Source organism: Pseudomonas arsenicoxydans (genome assembly GCF_900103875.1).
GTDB lineage: Bacteria > Pseudomonadota > Gammaproteobacteria > Pseudomonadales > Pseudomonadaceae > Aquipseudomonas > Aquipseudomonas arsenicoxydans.
Genome location: NZ_LT629705.1, coordinates 2,916,563 through 2,937,069 on the forward strand (window position 1 = coordinate 2,916,563; position 20,507 = coordinate 2,937,069).

Below are 20,507 nucleotides of genomic sequence, written 5' to 3' on the forward strand. Positions count from 1 at the left end.
GTTTTACGCCGTGGCCAATTGGCCTTTGTGCGAAACACTCAAGAACCGCATCAACGCCAACAACGGAAATGCGCTGCCCACGATCACGATCCATAACCAGCCGCCATGCTCATACACCGCGCTGGCCACCGAGGAACCAAACGCGCCACCGATGAAGATGCTGGTCATGTACAGCGCATTCAAGCGGCTGCGGCTTTTGGCGTCGAGGGCGTAGACCGCGCGTTGGCCGAGGACCATGTTCATTTGCACGCAGAAGTCGAGGACCACGCCGGTGACCGCGAGGCCGATGACGCTGTAGACCGGATGGATGAAGGCCGGCAGAAAGCTCAGGCTGGCGAACAGCAGGGCCAGCAATGATGCGATGCGCGTGTGGCCAGCGTCGGCCAGTCGACCGGCGATGGGCGCGGCGATGGCGCCAATGGCACCGACCAGGGCGAAGATCGCGATCTGGGTTTGCGACAGGCCATGATTGCGCGCCAGCTCCAGTGGAACAGCGGTCCAGAACAGGCTGAACGTGGCGAACATGCAGCCCTGGTAGAACGCGCGTTGACGCAACACCGGTTGTTGGCGCAACAACGTCCACAAAGAGCCGAGCAACTGACTATAGGATGCGCTGTGATCAGGCTGGCGCTTGGGAATGGTCAGCGCCAGCACGATGCTGATCGCGGCCATCAACACCGCCGCAATCACGAACATCGCACGCCAGCCGAAGTGGTCTGCCACGACGCTGGACACTGGCCGCGCCAACAAAATGCCCAGCAGCAAACCGCCCATGATCCCGCCGACCACACGGCCGCGCGACTCTTCAGGCGCCAGGTGCGCAGCCAGCGGAATCAGGATCTGTACCGACACCGAACTGAAACCCACCAGCAGCGATATCAGCAAAAACACGTTCGGCTGCTCGGTGAATGCAGCGCCCAACAGACTGGCAATCGCCACCACGGTGGTGATGATCATCAGGCGGCGGTTTTCCAGCAGATCGCCCAGCGGCACGAGGAAGAACAGACCCAGCGCGTAACCGATCTGGGTTAGCGAAACAATCAGGCTGGCCATCGTGCTGGTCAGGCCGATGTCTGGCGCAATCAGGCCGATGATCGGCTGGGCGTAGTAGATGTTGGCCACAATGGCGCCGCAGCAAAAGGCGAACAGCATCACCATGCCTTTGGTCATTGTCGCGGTGCCGTGGGGTGCCTGAGTTGCTGGGTTCATAACGGGTCTCACTGAACAGAAGGGGATGCGCGCAGGCTAAAGAGGTCACGGATTCGGCAGAAGAGGGTTTGAAGTGATAGCAATCATTCCTTTGCGGAATGAGTGACGGACGCGTGTGATGTCCATCGATGAGCCTTGCGTCAAAACATCGAGGTCTGATGATACATTCACTTACATCCTGTTCGATAGCGTGCTTATGTTCTCTCTCACGTTTCATAACCGGAAGGCACTTCCATGAATTCGATGTTTCGTCACCTTGTTCGCGGCGTTTCAGCTCTAACCTTGATCGGCTTGTTCACGGCGGGCGTGGCACAGGCTGCCGATGCACCGGGCATGCGCATCGGCGTGCGGGGCGAGATCACCGGGGTGAGCCCGGATGCCTTGAAAGTCCACGTCAACAGTGGTGAAAACGTGGTCATCAATCTGAACCCGGATACCAAGGTCCGCGCCGTCACCCTGGCCAATATCGAAGACATCAAGCCCGGCAGCTACATTGGTACGGCGGCGATACCGCAAGACGATGGCACGCTCAAGGCGCTGGAAGTCCACGTTTTCCCGCCGGAGCTGGCCGGCAGTGGCGATGGGCATCGGCCGTTCGATCTGGTCAAGGGCAGCAGCATGACCAATGGCAGTGTGGGGGATCTGGTGGTCAGCAACGGCCGGATCCTGACCGTCAACTACAAGGGCGGGCAGCAGAAGATTCTGGTGCCGGAAGATGTGCCGATCGTGAACCTGGTGCCAGGTGATCGCAGTTTGCTGAAAGTCGGGGGTGAAGATCGTCACGTTTGTCACCCAAAGTGCGGACGGGACGCTGACCGCGCAATCGATCTCGGCGGGCAAGGATGGTGTTACGCCACCGATGTAACGGTGCATCGAGGAATGAACTCACCAATGAGGCATTCCCATGCTCTGCGTGGGAATGCCTCATTGGACGCTTTGCGTCCGCTGTTGGGACGCGGAGCGTCCCGGGCTGCATTCCCACGCAGAGCGTGGGAACGATCAGTCAGCGGCGGGCTCAGGAATTACTGACCGTTGTAGATCTGATCAAAGATCCCGCCATCATTGAAGTGGGTCTTCTGCACGGTGCGCCAGTCGCCGAAAGTCTTCTCTACCGACAGGAAATCCACTTTCGGGAAGCGATCAGTGTACTTGGCCAGCACGGCCGGATCACGCGGACGCAGGTAGTTCGCCGCCGCAATCTCCTGGCCTTCCGGCGACCACAGGTACTTCAGGTATTCCTCGGCCGCTGCACGGGTGCCTTTTTTGTCGACGGTTTTGTCGACCACGGACACCGGTGGCTCGGCTTCGGCGGAAACACTTGGGTAGATCACTTCAAACTGGTCACGGCCAAACTCACGGGCAATCATTTCCGCTTCGTTTTCGAAGGTCACCAGCACGTCGCCGATCTGGTTGGTCATGAAGGTTGTGGTCGCTGCGCGGCCACCGGTATCCAGTACAGGCGCTTGCTTGAACAGCTTGCCGACGAAGTCTTTGGCCTTGTTTTCGTCGCCGCCATTCTTCAGCACGTAACCCCAGGCCGAGAGGTAGGTGTAGCGGCCGTTACCCGACGTTTTCGGATTCGGCACGATTACTTGCACGCCGTCCTTGAGCAGGTCGGGCCAGTCTTTCAGGGCTTTCGGGTTGCCTTTGCGGACGATGAACACGGTGGCCGAGGTAAACGGTGCGCTGTTGTTCGGCAGGCGGGTGACCCAGTTGTCCGGGACCAGTTTGCCGTTGTCCGCCAAAGCGTTGATGTCAGTGGCCATGTTCATGGTGATGACGTCAGCCGGCAGGCCGTCGATCACCGAGCGCGCCTGTTTGCTGGAACCGCCGAAGGACATTTGCAGGGTGATGTTTTCGTTGTGCTCGGCTTGCCAGTGTTTCTGGAACGCAGTGTTGTAGTCCTTGTAGAAATCGCGCATCACGTCGTAGGAAACGTTGAGCAGAGTCGGTGCGGCCTGAGCCACGCTGGTCAGTGCCAGGCTAGCGGCCAGAAGTGAGGCGCCAAAGAGTTTTTTCACTGCGCATTCCTTGTTCTAATTTAAATTTGAGGCAATTTGCCAGCGACTATAACTGCGCTCGCATAGTCCCTTAAAGATTAAAAAGCACTTTGCTTATTCCAGTTTTTTGAACAGTGCATTGCCACAGCGTGAGCAGAATGCGGCGCCATGTTCATGGCTGCTTTTCTTGCACACCGGGCAGTCGTGTTGCAGCTGTTCACCGCGCATGGCGTTGGCCAGTTCGGCAGTGAAAATCCCGGTCGGCACCGCGATGATCGAGTAACCAGTGATCATCACCAGCGATGAAATCACTTGGCCCAACGGCGTCTTGGGCACGATGTCACCGAAGCCCACGGTAGTCAGCGTGACAATCGCCCAGTAGATGCCTTTGGGAATGCTGGTGAAGCCGTGTTCCGGGCCTTCGATCACATACATCAATGTGCCGAACACCGTCACCAAGGTGCAGACGCTGACGAGGAACACCACGATCTTTTGCTTGCTGCCGCGCAGCGCCGACATCAAATAGTTGGCTTGCTTGAGGTACGGGCTGAGCTTGAGCACGCGGAAAATCCGCAACATCCGGATGATCCGGATAATCAGCAGGTACTGCGCATCGGCGTAATACAGCGCAAGGATGCCGGGCACGATCGCCAGCAAATCCACCAGCCCGTAAAAGCTGAACGCATAGCGCAACGGCTTGGGTGAGCAGTAAAGCCGCAGACCGTATTCGATGGCGAAGATGATCGTGAAGCCCCACTCGATGTACGCCAGCACATTGGCGTAGTTCTGGTGGATCGCGTCGATGCTGTCGAGCATCACGATGATGATGCTGGCGAGGATGATCAACAGCAGGATGCCGTCGAAGCGCCGTCCTGCCGTGGTGTCGCTTTGGAAAACCATGACGTAAAGGTCTTTACGCCAGTCTTTGCTGCTGTCCATGAATACCGCCTGAACCAATGATCAGCGAAGCCTAGGTTGATTCTCCCCAGTAGCGCAAGGCTCACGGGCGATCGTGGCTTTGTCGGGCTTTTGAGTGGCTGCACGGAGCAGCCAGCAGGCGACGATGAATGGCGCGGTCAGCGTGGGCATACCGACAGCGGCAAACATCGGCGTCAGCAGCAGCGCCAAGGCAATACCGACCACAGGCCGCCACGACGGCTGGCGCTGCGAGCTGAAGGCGAGGGCGGCAAGCACGGCGTTGTAGCCACCGAGGCCGAGCAGGGCGGTGTAGAAGTCGTGGTTCAACAGACTCCAGCCCATGCCCGCGACAGACGCCAGCAACGCCCAACAGAATGCGCGGCGATCAGCGATCAACAAACCGGCGGCAATCATCGCACCAGCCAGCGGATGACCCAGGAACATCACCTGGCCGAGGCCCTTGAGCGGGGCGGCGAGCATGTTTAGCGTGTTGATTTCGATCAAGTGCGCCGTTGTCGAGGGAGTGGCGAAACACAACACAAACCAGCTGATCCCCACAAAAGGTGCGGTATAGGCAGGCAGGTATTGGCTGATCCGCGCGCGTTTGAGCCACTGTTGGGTAATCATCGCGCTCAGACCGCCGCAAGCAATGATCACCAGGGGCAACATCGCTGACCAGGGGAAATACAGACTCAGCAGCAGGCCAAGCAAAACGCCGTTATAGCTGAAGAGCCCGGCCTGACGGTCGGCCTTGGCATAGCCACGACGCTGCGCGGTGAGCAGCCCGGCGACGCCACCGAGCAGCGCACCGCCGAGCAACGCCGGTGCGGTAAAAAGAATCGCCAACAGGCACAGCAGACCGCACAGCGGATGGCGCTGGAGGAAGATCTGGCTGAAACCGTTGAGCAGGGCAGTCGCCCAATCGGGGCAGTGGGTGTTGAAGTGGTTGGCAGGCATGATCAAGTCTATGGGTACAGATCGTTCCCACGCTCTGCGTGGGAATGCCTCAATGGACGCTCTGCGTCTGCTCTTGGGACGCAGAGCGTCCCGGGCTGCATTCCCACGCAGAGCGTAGGAACGATCTCGTTTAGGGGTTTAAATCAACGTCTCGATACGCAGTGAGTTAGTCGATCCCGGCTGCCCAAACGGCACACCCGCGGTGATCAATAAGGTGTCCCCGCGCTGCGCCATGCCCTGGGCCTGTGCGATCTCCAGCGCCGTCGAGCACACTTCGTCCACCTGCCGCAGCCGATCATTGACCACTGAATGCACCCCCCACGCCACCGTCAAACGGCGCGCCGTCTGCAGGTTCGGTGTCAGGTTGAGGATCGGCACCGTCGGCCGTTCCCGCGCCGCACGCAGACTCGAAGTGCCCGACTCGCTGTAATTGACCAGCACCGCCACCGGCAGCACGTTGCTGATGCGCCGAATCGCGCAGCTGATCGCATCGGAAACCGTCGCCTCAGCTTTCGGCCGACTGACATCCAGCTGCGTCTGGTAGTCCGGGCCGTTTTCTACCTGGCGGATGATCTTGCTCATCATCTGCACGGCTTCCAGCGGGTATTCGCCGGACGCGGTTTCCGCCGACAGCATTACCGCGTCGGCACCTTCGGCCACGGCGTTGGCCACGTCAGTGACCTCGGCGCGGGTCGGCGCGGGGGAGAAGCGCATCGACTCCAGCATTTGTGTCGCCACCACCACCGGTTTGCCGAGCTGACGGCAGATTGTGATGATGTTTTTCTGAATCTGCGGCACGCTTTCGGCCGGCACTTCCACGCCAAGGTCACCACGAGCGACCATGATCGCGTCGCTCAATTCAGCGATCTCGCGCAGCTGTGTCACGGCTGATGGCTTCTCGATCTTGGCCATCAGGAACGCCTTGTCGCCGATCAGTTCGCGGGCTTCGCGGATGTCTTCCGGGCGTTGCACAAACGACAGCGCGACCCAGTCCACGCCCAGCTCCAGGCCGAAGCTCAAGTCGCGACGGTCCTTGGCGGTCAACGGGCTCAGGTCCAGCACCGCTTGCGGCACGTTCACCCCTTTGCGGTCGGACAATTCGCCGCCGTTGAGCACGGTGGTGTCGATGGCGTCGGCGTACTTGGTGACGACGCGGAGGCGCAATTTGCCGTCGTCGAGCAGCAGGTCCATGCCCGGTTCCAGCGCGGCTATGATTTCCGGGTGAGGCAAGTTAACGCGGCGCTGATCGCCCGGTGTCGGGTCGAGGTCCAGGCGCAAGGCTTGGCCGCGATGCAACTGCACCTTGCCCTCGGCGAACTTGCCGACCCGCAGTTTCGGGCCTTGCAGGTCCATCAGAATGCCCAGGGGGTAATTCAACTGGCGCTCGACCTCACGAATCCATTGATAGCGCTGGGCGTGGTCGGCGTGATCGCCGTGGCTGAAGTTCAGGCGAAAAATGTTGACCCCGGCCTGCACCAATTCACGGATGTCGTCGATCCCGTCGGTGGCCGGGCCGAGGGTGGCGAGGATTTTGACCTTTTTATCAGGCGTCATGTTTAGGGCTCTCGAGGATCAGGATGGCGCGGAAGTCATTGACGTTGGTGCGGGTCGGCTCGGTGACGATCAGTGCGTCCAGCGCCTCGAAATAGCCGTAGCCATTGTTGTTGTCCAACTCGTCGCTGGCGCTCAAACCGAGGGCGGCGGCGCGGGCGTAGCTGTCCGGGGTCATGATTGCGCCGGCGTTGTCTTCGGAGCCGTCGATGCCATCGGTGTCCCCAGCCAACGCGTAGACGCCAGGCAGGCCTTTGAGGCTGTCGGTCAGGCTCAGGAGGAATTCGGCGTTGCGTCCGCCACGACCATTGCCGCGCACGGTGACGGTGGTTTCGCCACCGGACAGAATCACGCAAGGCGCCGCCAGGGGCTGGCCATGCAGGACGATCTGCCGGGCGATGCCGGCGTGGACCTTCGCCACTTCCCGGGACTCGCCTTCCAGGTCACCGAGGATCAGCGGGCTGAAACCGGCCTGACGGCATTTCACCGCTGCCGCTTCCAGGGATTGCTGCGGACGGGCGATCAATTGGAAATGACTGCGCGCCAGGCTCGGATCGCCAGGTTTGACGGTTTCCGATTCCGGGCTTTGCAGCCAGGTGCGCACCGAGGCCGGTACATCAATGCCATAGCGTTTGAGGATCGCCAGGGCTTCGGCCGACGTGCTTGGGTCGGTCACGGTCGGGCCGGAGGCGATGACCGTGGCGAGGTCGCCCGGCACATCGGAAATCGCGTAGGTATAAACAGTGGCAGGCCAACAGGCTTTGCCGAGACGGCCGCCCTTGATCGCCGAGAGGTGCTTGCGCACGCAGTTCATCTCGCCGATGGTGGCGCCGGATTTGAGCAGGGCTTTGTTGATCGCTTGCTTGTCGGCCAGGGTGATGCCTTTGGCCGGAAGGGCGAGCAACGCCGATCCACCGCCCGAGAGCAGGAAGATCACGCGGTCTTCTTCGGTCAGGTTGCTGACCAGTTCCAATACGCGTTTGGCGACGGCTTGGCCGGCGGCGTCTGGCACCGGGTGAGCGGCTTCGACGACTTCGATTTTTTCGCACGGGGCGCCGTGACCGTAACGCGTCACCACCAGACCTGAGACTTCACCCTGCCAGCAGCGCTCGACCACCTGGGCCATCGCGGCGGCGGCTTTACCGGCGCCGATGACGATCACCCGACCGCTGCGATCCTTGGGTAAATGGGCTTCGAGGACGTGTTGCGGATGGGCCGCGTCGATGGCTGTGGCAAACAGCTCGCGCAGCAATTGTTGCGGATCGACCGACATGGCGGGCTCCCGGAATTCTTGTTATTGGAGGGTGGAGCAACCCGGATCCTTGTGGGAGCCAGCCTGCTGGCGATTCAGGCGCCGAGGTCTATCAGACACATCGCGCCGATTTCATCGCCAGCAGGCTGGCTCCCACAGGTCAGGCAGGGCTTACTTCTTATCTCGAATCGAAAAATTCGCCATGTGTTCCAGGCCCTTGATCAGTGCCGAGTGGTCCCAATTGCTGCCACCGATGGCCGCGCAGGTGCTGAACACTTGCTGGGTGTTGGCGGTATTCGGCAGATTGATGTTCAGCTCCTTGGCGCCTTGCAGGGCCAGGTTCAGGTCCTTCTGGTGCAGGCTGATGCGGAAGCCCGGGTCGAAGGTGCCTTTGATCATGCGCTCGCCGTGCACTTCGAGGATCTTCGACGACGCGAAGCCGCCCATCAGTGCTTCACGCACCTTGGCCGGATCAGCACCGTTTTTCGAGGCGAACAGCAGCGCTTCGGCCACGGCCTGGATGTTCAGCGCGACGATGATCTGGTTTGCCACTTTCGCGGTTTGACCGTCACCGTTGCCGCCGACCAGGGTGATGTTCTTGCCCATCGCCTGGAACAGCGGCAGGGCGCGTTCGAAGGCATCGGCATCGCCGCCGACCATGATGCTCAAGGTCGCAGCCTTGGCGCCGACTTCACCGCCAGACACTGGCGCGTCGAGGTATTGCGCGCCTTTTTCGTTGATCTTGGCTGCGAATGCCTTGGTGGCGGTCGGCGAGATCGAGCTCATGTCGATGACGATTTTGCCTTTGCCGACACCGGCCGCAACGCCGTCTTCGCGGAACAGTACGTCATCTACCTGTGGGGTATCCGGCACCATGATGATGATGATTTCAGCTTCCTGCGCCACTTCTTTCGGGTTCGCCAGGGCGACGGCGCCAGCGGCAACCAGGTCGGCAGGCGCGGGGTCGTGGTGCGCCGACAGGAACAGGCTATGACCGGCTTTCTGCAGGTTCAACGCCATTGGGTGGCCCATGATGCCGGTGCCGATAAATCCGATTTTAGCCATGAGAAATTCCTCTTGTTTTTGTGTGCCCCTGTAGGAGCTGTCGAGTGAAACGAGGCTGCGATTTTTTGATCTTGATCTTGAAAGGCAAGATCAAAAGATCGCAGCCTCGTTTCACTCGACAGCTCCTACACGGGTGTCATGTTCGATTAGATCGCGTTATGGGTTTTCAGCCAGCCCAGACCCGCTTCAGTGGTGGTCAGCGGCTTGTATTCACAGCCGATCCACCCCTGATAACCGATGCGGTCCAGGTGTTCGAACAGGAAGCGGTAGTTGATTTCACCGGTGCCCGGTTCGTTGCGCCCTGGGTTGTCGGCCAACTGGATGTGGTTGATCTCGCCCAGGTGCGCGGCCATGGTGCGGGCCAGGTCGCCCTCCATGATTTGCATGTGGTAGATGTCGTATTGCAGGAACAGGTTGGCGCTGCCGACCTGTTCGCGAATCGACAAGGCTTGCGCGGTGTTGTTCAGGTAGAAACCCGGAATGTCGCGGGTGTTGATCGCTTCCATCACCAGCTTGATGCCGGCCGCTTGCAGCTTGTCGGCGGCGTACTTGAGGTTGGCGACGAAGGTTTTTTCCACGGTGGCATCGTCGATGCCTTGTGGACGAATACCGGCCAGGCAGTTGACCTGGGTGTTGCCCAGCACTTGTGCGTAGGCGATGGCCAGGTCGACACCGGCGCGGAACTCTTCAACACGGTCCGGCAGGCACGCGATACCGCGCTCACCCTTGGCCCAGTCACCGGCCGGCAGGTTGAACAGCACCTGGGTCAGGCCGTTGGCATCGAGCTTGGCCTTGATCTCGGCAGAGCTGAAGTCGTAAGGGAACAGGTATTCGACACCACTGAAGCCGGCCTTGGCGGCCGCTTCGAAACGGGCGAGGAAATCCTGTTCGGTGAACAGCATGGACAGGTTGGCTGCGAAACGCGGCATGGTGGTCTCCCGTAAATTTATGAGGACTGATCGTTCCCACGCAGAGCGTGGGAACGATCATCATCAGCAGTTAATCAAGCAGCGAAATCGCGGTTGGCGCATCGTTGCCGACCAGCGCCAGGTCTTCGAATTCGTTGACGGCGTTGATCTCGGTGCCCATCGAAATGTTGGTCACGCGCTCCAGAATAATCTCGACGATCACGGGCACCTTGAACTCTTCGATCAGTTCCTGAGCCTTGCGCAGGGCAGGCTGGATCTGACCCGGTTCAAACACGCGCAGTGCTTTGCAACCGAGGCCTTCGGCGACCGCAACGTGGTCGACACCGTAACCATTGAGTTCCGGAGCGTTCAGGTTATCGAAGGACAGCTGTACGCAATAGTCCATGTCGAAACCGCGCTGAGCCTGACGAATCAGCCCCAGGTACGAGTTGTTTACCACAACGTGGATGTACGGCAGCTTGAACTGCGCGCCCACTGCCAATTCTTCGATCATGAACTGGAAGTCGTAGTCGCCCGACAGTGCCACGACCTTGCGGCTCGGATCAGCCTTGACCACGCCCAATGCTGCCGGAATGGTCCAGCCCAATGGACCGGCCTGACCGCAGTTGATCCAGTGACGCGGCTTGTAGACGTGCAGGAACTGCGCGCCGGCAATCTGCGACAGACCGATGGTGCTGACGTAGCAAGTGTCTTTGCCGAACACCTGGTTCATTTCTTCGTAAACGCGCTGCGGCTTGACCGGCACGTTGTCGAAGTGAGTCTTGCGTTGCAGGCTGGCCTTGCGCTGCTGGCAGTCTTGCAGCCAGGCGCTGCGGTTTTTCAGCTTGCCGGCGGCTTGCCACTCGCGAGCGACTTCGATGAACACGGTCAGCGCGGCAGCGGCGTCGGAGACGATGCCCAGGTCCGGGTTGAACACGCGGCCGATTTGGGTCGGTTCGATGTCAACGTGGATGAACTTGCGGCCTTCGGTGTACACGTCGATCGAGCCAGTGTGACGGTTGGCCCAACGGTTACCGACGCCCAACACCACGTCGGACTTGAGCAGGGTGGCGTTGCCGTAGCGGTGCGACGTCTGCAGACCGACCATGCCGACCATCAACGGGTGATCGTCCGGGATCGTGCCCCAGCCCATCAGGGTCGGAATGACCGGGATACCGGTCAGCTCGGCGAACTCCACCAGCAACTCGCTGGCGTCGGCATTGATGATGCCGCCACCGGCGACCAGCAATGGACGCTCGGCCTGATCGAGCATGGCCAGGGCCTTCTCGATTTGCACGCGGTTGGCGGTTGGCTTGGCCAGCGGCAGTGGTTCGTAGGCGTCGATGTCGAATTCGATTTCAGCCATCTGCACGTCGAACGGCAGGTCGATCAGCACCGGGCCTGGACGGCCGGAACGCATTTCGTAGAAGGCTTTCTGGAACGCGTAGGGCACCTGGCCCGGCTCCATGACGGTGGTCGCCCACTTGGTCACTGGCTTGACGATGGTGGTGATGTCGACCGCCTGGAAGTCTTCCTTATGCATGCGCGCCCGCGGTGCCTGACCGGTGATGCACAAGATCGGGATCGAGTCGGCCGAGGCGCTGTACAGCCCGGTGACCATGTCGGTACCGGCAGGTCCCGAAGTCCCGATGCACACGCCGATATTGCCGGCCTTGGTGCGGGTGTAGCCCTCGGCCATGTGCGAGGCGCCTTCAACGTGGCGAGCGAGGACGTGATCGATGCCACCGACCTTCTGCAAGGCGGAGTACAGCGGGTTGATCGCGGCGCCGGGGATGCCAAAAGCGGTATCAACCCCTTCACGGCGCATCACCAGAACGGCGGCTTCGATTGCTCTCATTTTGCTCATGGTTTTGTGCCTCTTACGTTTTGTAATTGTATACAAGTGGCTTTGCGCAGAGTGTATTCATGGCGGACGGCGCAGGTCAATCCATTTTCTCAAGCGACTGTTTCATTCGTCGGAAGGCCGTTCTGCTGTGGCTTTTCGTCGCATGTCGCGCTTTTCGATAATTATTGTATACAAAAAAATAATTCATTGTGTTCTATTTGTTGCATCGGACTGCGGCACAACGGCGCAGTCCAACGGCTTTCCGAAAAACAAAATGAGGACGGCACCATGAGCGCTTTAACCTTGAAAGTCGCAGTCAACCTGACCACTCAGGCCATCTCCGCTGCGCGTGCAATCTCGGCAGCCCCGTTAACCATCGCAGTGCTGGACGCCGGCGGGCATCTGATCACCCTGCAACGCGAAGACGGCGCCAGCCTGCTACGCCCGCAGGTCGCCATCGGCAAAGCCTGGGGCGCCATCGCCCTCGGCAAAGGCTCGCGCCTGCTGGCACTGGACGCCCAGCAACGCCCGGCCTTCTTCGCCGCGTTGAATAGCCTGGGGCAGGGCAGCGTCGTGCCGGCACCGGGTGGCGTGTTGATTCGGGATCAGGACGGGAATGTGCTGGGAGCGGTGGGGATCAGCGGGGATCTGTCGGATGTTGATGAACAGTGTGCAATCAGTGCGATCGAGGCGGTTGGGTTGAGGGCGGATGCTGGGGTTACTGCCTGATTTTGTGTGCCTGAGCGATCGCTATCGCGGGCAAGCCCGCTCCCACGCGGATCTGAGCAACGCCAACGATCCACTGTGGGAGCGGGCTTGCCCGCGATGACTATTTATCAGACACATTCAGCTAAAAGTCTGCCGCATCCTCTGGCATTTACAGGTCTAGCCTATTCAGGACATCAGCATGAAAGAGGCAAAGGAATGCTTGATTTACCTGCTTCACATCGCTTGCGCATTGGCCGCTATTCCGAAACGAACCAGATTTACCTTCTGACTACCAACACACTCGACAGAAAACCCGTTTTCAATGATTTCAACTTGGGCAGGTTGGTTGTCAGTGAATTTCGAAGTGCACAGAATCAGGGGTGGGTTAACTCATTGGCTTGGGTTGTCATGCCCGATCACTTTCATTGGCTGATCGAGCTACAGAAGTGCTCATTAAGCGAGCTGATGGGCAAAACAAAATCGTTGAGTACGCGAGCACTCAACCAATCAACAGGGCGAAGAGGGAGGCTCTGGCAGCATGGGTATCACGACAGGGCTTTGCGGCGAGAGGATGATTTGGTAAAGCTTGCTCGTTATGTTGTGGCAAATCCATTGCGGGCGGGAATATGCGAGCGGTTTGGCGACTATCCGTTGTGGGATGCGATCTGGCTTAATACTTGAAAATGAGTCGCCCCCATCGCGGGCAAGCCCGCTCCCACAGTGTTTGTGGGTGGACACAAAATTCGTGAACACCCTTGATCCTTGTGAGAGCGGGCTTGCCCGCGATGGGGTCAAAGATGTTTTTTCAGTCTGGCTCACACCCCTTCAACACCAGCCGAATAATCGTCTGCGCCGCCGCTTCATAGTCCGCCTCATCCAGTTTGGCCTTGCCGGTCACCGCAGAAATTTGCCAGTCAAAGTCGGCATAAGTCTGGGTGGCGGCCCAGATGCTGAACATCAAGTGGTTGGGGTCGATCGGGGCGATTTGCCCGCGGTCGATCCAGGTCTGGATGCAGTCGATGTTGTGCTTGGCCTGGCCATTGAGTTGCTCAACCAGGTCGGCGCTCAGGTGCGGGGCGCCGTGCATGATTTCGCTGGCGAACACCTTCGAGGCGAAGGGCAGGTCGCGGGAAATGCGGATCTTCGAGCGAATGTAGCCACTGAGCACTTCACTTGGCACCCCATCGGCATTGAAAGGCGTCGAGGCCTGCAGAATCGGCTCGATGATGCTTTCCAGGACCTCGCGGTAGAGGTTTTCCTTGGATTTGAAGTAGTAATAGACGTTGGGCTTGGGCAATCCCGCCTTGGCTGCGATGTCGCTGGTTTTGGTCGCAGCAAAGCCCTTGTCGGCAAATTCTTCACTGGCGGCACGCAGGATCAGTTCTTTGTTGCGCTCGCGGATAGTGCTCATAAACCAGGGGGTTCCTTGCCTGTTCTGGCGGTTGCGCATGGTAGCACCGGCCTCGCGCGGCGCTCAAGAATGCCCCGTGTGGCGCTTGGCCGCGCTATGCTGCGCGGCATTCATTCAAGAAGGAAACCTGATTCATGGCAGGAAGCAGTTTGCTGGTGTTGATCGACGACATCGCAGCAGTACTCGACGATGTGGCGTTGATGACCAAAATGGCCGCCAAGAAAACCGCTGGTGTACTCGGCGATGATCTGGCGCTCAATGCCCAGCAGGTCAGCGGTGTGCGCGCCGAACGGGAAATTCCGGTGGTTTGGGCGGTCGCCAAAGGCTCCTTTCGCAATAAATTGATCCTGGTGCCGTCGGCGTTGGCCATCAGCGCCTTCATTCCCTGGCTGGTCACGCCGCTGTTGATGGTCGGTGGCGCGTACCTGTGTTTCGAAGGTTTCGAGAAACTCGCCCACAAGTTTCTGCACAGCAAAGCTGAAGATCAGGCTGAACATGCAGAACTGGTCGAGGCGGTGGCTGATCCGGCGGTCGATCTGGTGGCGTTTGAGCAGGACAAGATCAAAGGCGCCGTCCGTACGGATTTCATTCTGTCGGCGGAAATCATCGCGATCACCCTGGGCACTGTGGCAGATGCGTCGTTGACCCAACAGGTCATCGTGCTGTCGGGTATTGCCATCATCATGACCATCGGCGTTTACGGACTGGTGGCGGGTATCGTCAAACTTGACGACCTGGGCCTGTGGCTGACCCAGAAACCCGGGCAGATGGCCAAAAGCATCGGTGGTGGAATTCTGCGCGCAGCGCCGTACATGATGAAAAGCCTGTCGGTGATCGGCACCGCGGCGATGTTCCTGGTCGGCGGCGGGATTCTGACCCATGGCGTGCCGGTGGTTCATCACTGGATTGAAAGCGTCAGTGCCGGTGCGGGCGGTGCCGGGTTTATCGTGCCGACGTTGCTGAATGCGGTGGCGGGGATTGTGGCGGGGGCGGTGGTGTTGGCGGGTGTGATGGTTGCCAGCAAAATCTGGAAAGCGCTGAAAGGCTGAAGCCTGGATATTTTCCGAAGGCACTACATTTTAGCGTTCATGAAAAAGGCCATTCGATGCGAATCGAATGGCCTTTTTTGTTGCCGCCGGATTTACTCGGCGATCTGCAACTTGCGCGACTCGGTGTAGACGTAACGCACTTTCTCGTACTCGAACGGCGAGTTCAGTTGGCCATAACGGAAGCTGGTCTGATAGCGCTTGTCGATACTGCGCAGGACCCAGATTTCCGGGTGGTTTTCGCTGACTTGCGCGACGTTCAGGAAGTTGATCGCAGACTCGGTAGTGAAGTCCACGGCCAGGCCACCCGTGTCGCGGATGTTAGAAGGGCCGAGGATCGGCAGTACGAAGTACGCGCCGCCCGGTACACCGTAGAAGCCCAGGGTCTGGCCGAAGTCTTCGTTCTGACGCGGCAGGCCCATGGCGGTAGCCGGATCCCAGAGGCCGGCGATGCCGACGGTGGTGTTGAGCAGCAGGCGCGCGGTGGTATCCAGCGAGCGCTTGCCCTTGAACTGCAGCAAGCTGTTCACCAGGTTCGGCACATCGCCCAGGTTATTGAAGAAGTTGCTGACGCCGGTGCGCAGGAAACCCGGTGTGATGTAGCGGTAACCATCGACTACCGGCAGGAACACCCACTGGTCGAAACGGTAGTTGAAGTGATAAACCCGACGGTTCCACTCTTCCAGCGGGTCATAGACAGCCAGCGCGTTGAGTGTCGAGCGCTCGAACTCGCGCTGATCCAGCCCCGGGTTGAATTTGAGTTTGCTCAACGGCTCTTTGAAGCCGTCAGTGCCGACCACGACAGGTGCGTTGGCTTTGCTGTTGTCGGCATTGGCGACGCCTGCACAGAGTAACGCTGCGATAAGCAGGAGATATTTAGCCACGGAAAAACTCCAGCATGGCGTCGCTGTTGACGCGGTAGTTAAGGTTGCCGCAATGGCCGCCCAATGGATAAACGGTCAAGCGATCGCCGAAGGTCTTGCGCAGGAAGCCAAGATCGCCAGGGCCGAGAATCACATCGTCAGCGTTGTGCATGACGGCGATCTTCGGGCTGTCGTGCAGGTAATCCTTGAGGGCGTACAGGCTGACCTGGTCGATCAGTTGCAGCAGGCTGCCGCCGTCGGTGCGGGCACGCCACATCGGGATGACTTGCTCGGTGATGTAGCAATCGAAGTCGCATTGCAGCGCACGCTTGAGGAACGGCGTGAGGCTGGTGCCTTCAGTGATCGGGTATTTAGGCGGGGTGATCAGGCCGCGACGGTTGATCAGGTCCGAGGTGAAGGCAATGTCGGCCGCCGAAAAGCGGAACGAGGTGCCGATCAGCATAGCCATCTGTTCGTTGGTCAGGTGCTGCTTGGACTGCTGAAAGTCGTAGAGCAGGGCGTCGTTGAGGTCGATATAGCCCTTCTGCTGGAAGTAGCGGGTCAATTTGTTCAGCACCAGTTCATAGAAGGTGGTGCTGCTGTTGATGCCCTTGACCTCGGTCTGGACCAGTTTGTCCAGGTTGGTGATCGAGGTGTAGAGGTTGACCGGCGGGTTGAGCAGCAAGACTTTCTTGAAGTTGAAGCTGCGGCGGGTTTCGTCCAGATGCGCGACGAATGCCGCATCCAGTGCGCCCAGGCTGTAGCCACTCAGGTAGTAATCGGTAACGGGGACGTTCGGGTTTTGTGCCCGCACGGCCTGCATCACGCGATACATGTCTTCGGCGTCTTCCTTGGTGATACCGGGTGTGGCAAAGCGTGAGGCTGCGCTCATGAAGTCGAAGCTAGTGGGCGACGACAGTTGCACCACGTGGTAGCCGGCCTTGTAATAGAGCTTTTTCAGGTATTCGTTAATGCTGCTGTCATAGCGCGCACCGGTACCGGCGATCAGGAAGATCAGCGGTGCGGCTTTTTCCTGGGTGGCGATGCGGTAGGTCAGTTTTTTGACCGGCCAGAAGTTGTCCGGCAGTTGGAATTCCCGCTCCGGGCGCAATGTCACGCTGCGTGTCTTCTGATCGATGTCGTCGTCCAGCGGTAACTCCGGACGCAGGTCCGGCGGCGTCGTGGCGATAGTCGCCTCGAACGGGTTGGTCAGGGGATAGCCATAACTGGCAGCGTCGATGTCGACCGCCAATGCGGACGCACTTAATATCAGGCCGCCAAACAGGGCGGCGAAGCGCAAGGAACGGAGCATGACTGAATCCCTTAGGGAAAGGTGCCGAATGAAGTTCGCAGGCTATGACCACCGCGGTTGCGCCAAAGTGCCATGCTTCGGCACCAATCAGGTCTAATTTGGGGGTAATAGTAGCTAGACGATACACTTTGCAGAGATTTCGTGACCAATTATCTGCTCGGCGCGTTTGCTTACCGCTGTGGGGCGATTAAGCTGGCCGCCGTTTTCGTTTATTGGAGTGCTTCATGTCCCGCCGTCTGCCTGTGATTCTGCTGCTCGTTTTACTGCCTTTATGGCTGGCCGCCAGTTATGGCGCGCGTTATGGCTTCATGGAGGATGCGCAGTGGGTCGGCTTGTGCGTGGACGAGGCAAGCCGCTGGGAATGCCAGGTTCGTTCGAGCCTGGGGTTGATGATTCACTTCAAAGTGTTGGGCTTTGCCGCATTGGCCGCAGCGATCATCGGTTTTGCAGTGCCGGGCCGGGCAGGGTGGTGGTTGGCGGTGCTGGCGCTGGTGTTAGGGTTTCCGGCATTGGCGCTGTACAACACGACGTTGGCTGTTTTTGCGGTGGTGATTGCTGCACTGCGGTTGGTGAGAAAAACTACCGCTCGTTAGGTTTCTTGCATTACCTGTTATTTCTGACAGTTGACGTTCTCCAGAGCTCGGATCTAAATGGCCGGGCCGCTGCTGTATAGCGTTGATCCTGTCAGGAGAGACTAACATGCACACCCGCACTCCCAGGTTGTCGGTGATTGACCCGCGGGCGCTCACGGTACGCACCGTAGACTATCACCGCGAGACTGCACTGGCTCCTCTCGATAAGCGTGTCACTTATCAAGTGTATGACAGTTCTGGGCGCAAAACAGACCTGTTTGACCCTCGTCTGTTTAAGCTTCTCGAAACAGAGCCCACTATTTCGGCAAACATCAAAACAGTATTCAGTCTCTCAGGAAAGGAATTGCTCACCGCTAGCGTTGACGCCGGTTATCGCTTGCATTTGCCAGGTCCTGCCGGCCAGAACTGCGACAGTTGGGACAGTAAGTTTACGCACACTCATGTTGAATACGATGATCTCATTCGTCCTGTCACGGAGTCAGTGCGAATCTGGGGTGAGAGCGAAAGGGTCAGTGCGTATTTTTCCTATGCTGGGAATGACTCTGCGTTTGTCGAGCGAAATCAGTGCGGGCAATTAATTCGTCACGATGACAGCGCTGGGACCATGATGTTTAGGGCGTTCTCCTTGAAGGGGGAGCTGCTTGAATGTACCCGGAAATTTCTTGATAAAACGGGAGCGCCGGATTGGCCCCATAAAGAGGCTGATCGTGATCTTCTACATGAAGAGGGCGATTGTGCCACTACGTGTTATCGTTATAATGCGGTATCACGATTGCTCTACCAGATCGATGCTGAACATAATACTCAATCATTTGAATATACGGTTGACGCACAGCTTGCCGGGATAAAAGTAAAAATAGGAATGGATGGGCAAGAAAAAGATCTGTTAGTAGATGTTCGTTACAATGCCTTCAATAAAGTTGAACGGCAAACATTCGCTAATGGGCTTGTGTGTTCTGCTGTGCACTCTTCTGTCGATGAAAGACTGGAGGAGTTAAAGGTGCAGTTTTCGGGGAAACCACTTCTGCAGCATTTGATTTACTGCTATGACCCTGTTGGCAATATTGTGTCAATTGAGGATAAGGCTTTGCCTGTTCGTTATTTTCGCAACCAAAAGATAGAGCCGGTAAGGACTTTTCATTACGACACTCTTTATCAGTTGATTTATGCCACTGGCTGGCAAGTAGTCGGAGGAAGAGTCGGGCCGTATTTGCCAGAGTTTCAATCACCGGCGGACCCAGGTCAGCTGGAAAATTATACTGAGACCTTTGGCTACGATTGTAGTGGAAATCTCATTACCCAAATTCATTGCTCCGCGCTTGGTAGCCGTACCCAGCGCATGAAAGTGTCGAAATACAGTAATCGTGCCCTCGTGCAAAAGAGCAACGGTGAATTGCCTACGGAAGCTGAAATTGCTGCGGGGTATGACCTGAACGGTAATAAGCGGTTGCTGTTGTCCGGACAGGACCTATTTTGGGATGAGCGAAATCTTCTGCAGCGAGTCGATCAAGTCGTACGCCCAGGCATGCCGAACGATGCCGAGATCTATATTTATGACTATGTCGGAAAAAGACAACGAAAAATTCGCACAAATTTGGTCGGTCGTTTGGTCCGTAGCCATGAGGTCCGCTATTTGCGAGGGCTGGAAATTCGCACCGATAATGAGGAAGAACTGCATGTTATCAATATGAATTCAGAGTTATGCAATGTTCGTGTGCTGCACCGGATGGATCGACGGCAAAAAATCAATACTATTAGTTACCGCTATACGTTGACCGATCAAATCGGTTCATGCTGCTTGGAAATGGATGATCTCGGGGAAGTTGTAAGTGAAGAGGTCTTTTATTCTTACGGCTGTACGGCGTGGTGGGCGGGAAGCGATAAAGTTAAGGCGAATGATAAGACGAGGCGCTATTCCGGTAAGGAGTTAGATGCGACCGGATTGTATTATTACGGTTTTAGGTATTATGTACCTTGGTGGAATCGATGGCTGAGTCCAGACCCTGCGGGTGTGGTAGATGGCTTGAATTTATATTGTATGGCGGGTAATAGTCCTGTCACCTTCTTTGATAAGGCCGGGCTTAATAATACGAATGTTAATGCTGGAGGCAAGGATAATTACGCCGAGTTGGTTTCTACCTTTGAACAGGGGGATATTTTGTTTGGGTTACGTGATCCTCGGGATCTTGCGCTGAAAGAGTTGGAAAAAGCAGGATTCAAAGAGTTTTCAAGGTTGCCACTTTGGAAGGAAGGTATCCCTTGGTTGTTATGGCAAAAAAAACGGAATGTATTGAAACAAAATGATTTGACCGATGCGGCGTTTGGTCCGACTGTAACGGCAGGTGTGTACAATTCTAATGAGCAAATAAAAGCGGAGCTAGTGGATGCTGAACGTGGGGTTGCTTACAAGGAGTTCGCAATGACTAATAGGTATTTTCAAAAAGATGAGAAAGGGGTCGGTAATTTCTTCGAGATAAACGTTCCGATGTGGCGCCGTTCGAGTAAGGCTGGGTTGGAGTTTCAAATTTTTGAACGCGACAAGAAGGTCCTATTCGCTATTGATGGTTTGATTGATACTCTGGACGATATTGTCTCGAAAAAGCCGGGTGCTGGTACCAGTGTTACTGCTTCAGAAATCAGGTATGTGTACAGGCGCAAAGATACGCCTGAAGTTAAAAATAATGTGAAATTTTTTGTGGCGAATCGAGAAGTGCCACAAGATGAGTTTTTCAACCTGCCAGCTTGGAAGAATTACCGTCCCCACCAAACGTTCAGCAAGATCGTTGTTCCGCGTCGTTCACAAGCGAGCAGGCATTAAGGGTGGTCATCTGCTTTCGGGGCGGTCTCCAATCCTTTTAGCAATCTCGC

At 57.6% G+C, this 20,507-nt stretch carries 17 protein-coding genes and 1 pseudogene; 6 read left to right on the forward strand and 12 right to left on the reverse strand.

Going from position 1 to position 20,507, the window contains the following annotated elements:
* Nucleotides 1–3: 3 nt before the first annotated feature.
* Nucleotides 4–1,209, reverse strand: a complete 1,206-nt coding sequence (locus tag BLQ41_RS13580; RefSeq protein ID WP_090181597.1) for an MFS transporter — start codon at nucleotides 1,207–1,209, stop codon at nucleotides 4–6.
* Nucleotides 1,210–1,443: 234 nt separating this feature from the next.
* On the opposite strand from BLQ41_RS13580, the pseudogene BLQ41_RS13585 reads away from it, so the two are divergent.
* Nucleotides 1,444–2,074: pseudogene (locus tag BLQ41_RS13585) on the forward strand (hypothetical protein).
* A 157-nt stretch (nucleotides 2,075–2,231) separates the two neighbouring features.
* On the opposite strand, the gene BLQ41_RS13590 reads toward BLQ41_RS13585, so the two are convergent.
* From BLQ41_RS13590 to gcl, 8 genes are all read right to left on the reverse strand, one after another.
* Entirely contained in the window at nucleotides 2,232–3,230 is a 999-nt protein-coding gene (locus tag BLQ41_RS13590) for a sulfate ABC transporter substrate-binding protein (protein WP_090181599.1), read from the reverse strand.
* A 93-nt stretch (nucleotides 3,231–3,323) separates the two neighbouring features.
* Nucleotides 3,324–4,148 (reverse strand): ion transporter, encoded by an 825-nt coding sequence (locus tag BLQ41_RS13595; RefSeq protein ID WP_090181601.1) that lies wholly within the window; start codon nucleotides 4,146–4,148, stop codon nucleotides 3,324–3,326.
* 21 nt (nucleotides 4,149–4,169) lie between these two features.
* A complete protein-coding gene (locus BLQ41_RS13600; protein WP_090181603.1) occupies nucleotides 4,170–5,084 on the reverse strand; it encodes an urea transporter in 915 nt (304 codons plus the stop codon).
* A 138-nt stretch (nucleotides 5,085–5,222) separates the two neighbouring features.
* On the reverse strand, nucleotides 5,223–6,638 hold the full coding sequence (gene pyk, locus BLQ41_RS13605; protein WP_090181605.1) for a pyruvate kinase: 1,416 nt from the start codon (nucleotides 6,636–6,638) through the stop codon (nucleotides 5,223–5,225).
* On the reverse strand, nucleotides 6,628–7,908 hold the full coding sequence (locus tag BLQ41_RS13610) for a glycerate kinase type-2 family protein (RefSeq protein ID WP_090181607.1): 1,281 nt from the start codon (nucleotides 7,906–7,908) through the stop codon (nucleotides 6,628–6,630). Before BLQ41_RS13610 ends, pyk begins: the two co-directional genes overlap by 11 nt.
* 150 nt (nucleotides 7,909–8,058) lie before the next feature.
* Nucleotides 8,059–8,952, reverse strand: a complete 894-nt coding sequence (locus BLQ41_RS13615) for a 2-hydroxy-3-oxopropionate reductase (RefSeq protein WP_090181609.1) — start codon at nucleotides 8,950–8,952, stop codon at nucleotides 8,059–8,061.
* Nucleotides 8,953–9,098: 146 nt separating this feature from the next.
* Nucleotides 9,099–9,881 carry a hydroxypyruvate isomerase gene (gene hyi, locus BLQ41_RS13620; protein WP_090181611.1) on the reverse strand — a complete coding sequence of 261 codons (783 nt, stop codon included), beginning with the start codon at nucleotides 9,879–9,881 and terminating at the stop codon, nucleotides 9,099–9,101.
* 70 nt (nucleotides 9,882–9,951) lie between these two features.
* The gene (gcl, locus tag BLQ41_RS13625) at nucleotides 9,952–11,727 is read right to left on the reverse strand and encodes a glyoxylate carboligase (protein ID WP_090181614.1); all 1,776 of its coding nucleotides are present in this window, start codon (nucleotides 11,725–11,727) and stop codon (nucleotides 9,952–9,954) included.
* Between the two features lie 267 nt (nucleotides 11,728–11,994).
* On the opposite strand from gcl, the gene BLQ41_RS13630 reads away from it, so the two are divergent.
* Nucleotides 11,995–12,435: a GlcG/HbpS family heme-binding protein gene (locus BLQ41_RS13630; protein WP_090181615.1), complete on the forward strand. Its 441-nt coding sequence runs from the start codon at nucleotides 11,995–11,997 to the stop codon at nucleotides 12,433–12,435.
* A gap of 195 nt (nucleotides 12,436–12,630) precedes the next feature.
* Nucleotides 12,631–13,095: an REP-associated tyrosine transposase gene (locus tag BLQ41_RS13635; RefSeq protein WP_090181617.1), complete on the forward strand. Its 465-nt coding sequence runs from the start codon at nucleotides 12,631–12,633 to the stop codon at nucleotides 13,093–13,095.
* 124 nt (nucleotides 13,096–13,219) lie between these two features.
* Here the strand turns inward: BLQ41_RS13635 and BLQ41_RS13640 are convergent, their stop codons facing one another.
* Entirely contained in the window at nucleotides 13,220–13,825 is a 606-nt protein-coding gene (locus BLQ41_RS13640; protein ID WP_090181619.1) for a TetR/AcrR family transcriptional regulator, read from the reverse strand.
* 134 nt (nucleotides 13,826–13,959) lie between these two features.
* Here BLQ41_RS13640 and BLQ41_RS13645 point away from each other — a divergent pair, with 134 nt between their 5' ends.
* Entirely contained in the window at nucleotides 13,960–14,874 is a 915-nt protein-coding gene (locus BLQ41_RS13645; RefSeq protein ID WP_090181620.1) for a DUF808 domain-containing protein, read from the forward strand.
* A gap of 92 nt (nucleotides 14,875–14,966) precedes the next feature.
* Here BLQ41_RS13645 and BLQ41_RS13650 read toward each other — a convergent pair whose 3' ends face one another.
* Nucleotides 14,967–15,755, reverse strand: coding sequence for an MlaA family lipoprotein (locus BLQ41_RS13650; protein WP_090181622.1), 789 nt, complete (start codon nucleotides 15,753–15,755; stop codon nucleotides 14,967–14,969).
* A complete protein-coding gene (locus tag BLQ41_RS13655) occupies nucleotides 15,748–17,046 on the reverse strand; it encodes a serine/threonine protein kinase (RefSeq protein ID WP_090181623.1) in 1,299 nt (432 codons plus the stop codon). Before BLQ41_RS13655 ends, BLQ41_RS13650 begins: the two co-directional genes overlap by 8 nt.
* A 224-nt stretch (nucleotides 17,047–17,270) precedes the next feature.
* Between BLQ41_RS13655 and BLQ41_RS13660 the strand changes: the two genes are divergently transcribed.
* Both BLQ41_RS13660 and BLQ41_RS13665 read left to right on the forward strand, forming a co-directional pair.
* Nucleotides 17,271–17,639, forward strand: a complete 369-nt coding sequence (locus BLQ41_RS13660) for a hypothetical protein (RefSeq protein ID WP_090181624.1) — start codon at nucleotides 17,271–17,273, stop codon at nucleotides 17,637–17,639.
* Between the two features lie 106 nt (nucleotides 17,640–17,745).
* Nucleotides 17,746–20,457 carry an RHS repeat-associated core domain-containing protein gene (locus BLQ41_RS13665; RefSeq protein WP_090181626.1) on the forward strand — a complete coding sequence of 904 codons (2,712 nt, stop codon included), beginning with the start codon at nucleotides 17,746–17,748 and terminating at the stop codon, nucleotides 20,455–20,457.
* The last annotated feature ends 50 nt before the right edge of the window (nucleotides 20,458–20,507 follow it).

Coding starts and splice junctions, on each gene's coding strand:
- BLQ41_RS13645 (WP_090181620.1), top strand. CDS start 13,960: ATGGCAGGAAGCAGTTTGCTGGTGTTGATCGACGACATCGCAGCAGTA.
- BLQ41_RS13580 (WP_090181597.1), bottom strand. CDS start 1,209: ATGAACCCAGCAACTCAGGCACCCCACGGCACCGCGACAATGACCAAA.
- BLQ41_RS13610 (WP_090181607.1), bottom strand. CDS start 7,908: ATGTCGGTCGATCCGCAACAATTGCTGCGCGAGCTGTTTGCCACAGCC.
- BLQ41_RS13615 (WP_090181609.1), bottom strand. CDS start 8,952: ATGGCTAAAATCGGATTTATCGGCACCGGCATCATGGGCCACCCAATG.
- hyi (WP_090181611.1), bottom strand. CDS start 9,881: ATGCCGCGTTTCGCAGCCAACCTGTCCATGCTGTTCACCGAACAGGAT.
- BLQ41_RS13595 (WP_090181601.1), bottom strand. CDS start 4,148: ATGGACAGCAGCAAAGACTGGCGTAAAGACCTTTACGTCATGGTTTTC.
- BLQ41_RS13630 (WP_090181615.1), top strand. CDS start 11,995: ATGAGCGCTTTAACCTTGAAAGTCGCAGTCAACCTGACCACTCAGGCC.
- gcl (WP_090181614.1), bottom strand. CDS start 11,727: ATGAGCAAAATGAGAGCAATCGAAGCCGCCGTTCTGGTGATGCGCCGT.
- BLQ41_RS13635 (WP_090181617.1), top strand. CDS start 12,631: ATGCTTGATTTACCTGCTTCACATCGCTTGCGCATTGGCCGCTATTCC.
- BLQ41_RS13655 (WP_090181623.1), bottom strand. CDS start 17,046: ATGCTCCGTTCCTTGCGCTTCGCCGCCCTGTTTGGCGGCCTGATATTA.
- pyk (WP_090181605.1), bottom strand. CDS start 6,638: ATGACGCCTGATAAAAAGGTCAAAATCCTCGCCACCCTCGGCCCGGCC.
- BLQ41_RS13660 (WP_090181624.1), top strand. CDS start 17,271: ATGTCCCGCCGTCTGCCTGTGATTCTGCTGCTCGTTTTACTGCCTTTA.
- BLQ41_RS13600 (WP_090181603.1), bottom strand. CDS start 5,084: ATGCCTGCCAACCACTTCAACACCCACTGCCCCGATTGGGCGACTGCC.
- BLQ41_RS13665 (WP_090181626.1), top strand. CDS start 17,746: ATGCACACCCGCACTCCCAGGTTGTCGGTGATTGACCCGCGGGCGCTC.
- BLQ41_RS13640 (WP_090181619.1), bottom strand. CDS start 13,825: ATGAGCACTATCCGCGAGCGCAACAAAGAACTGATCCTGCGTGCCGCC.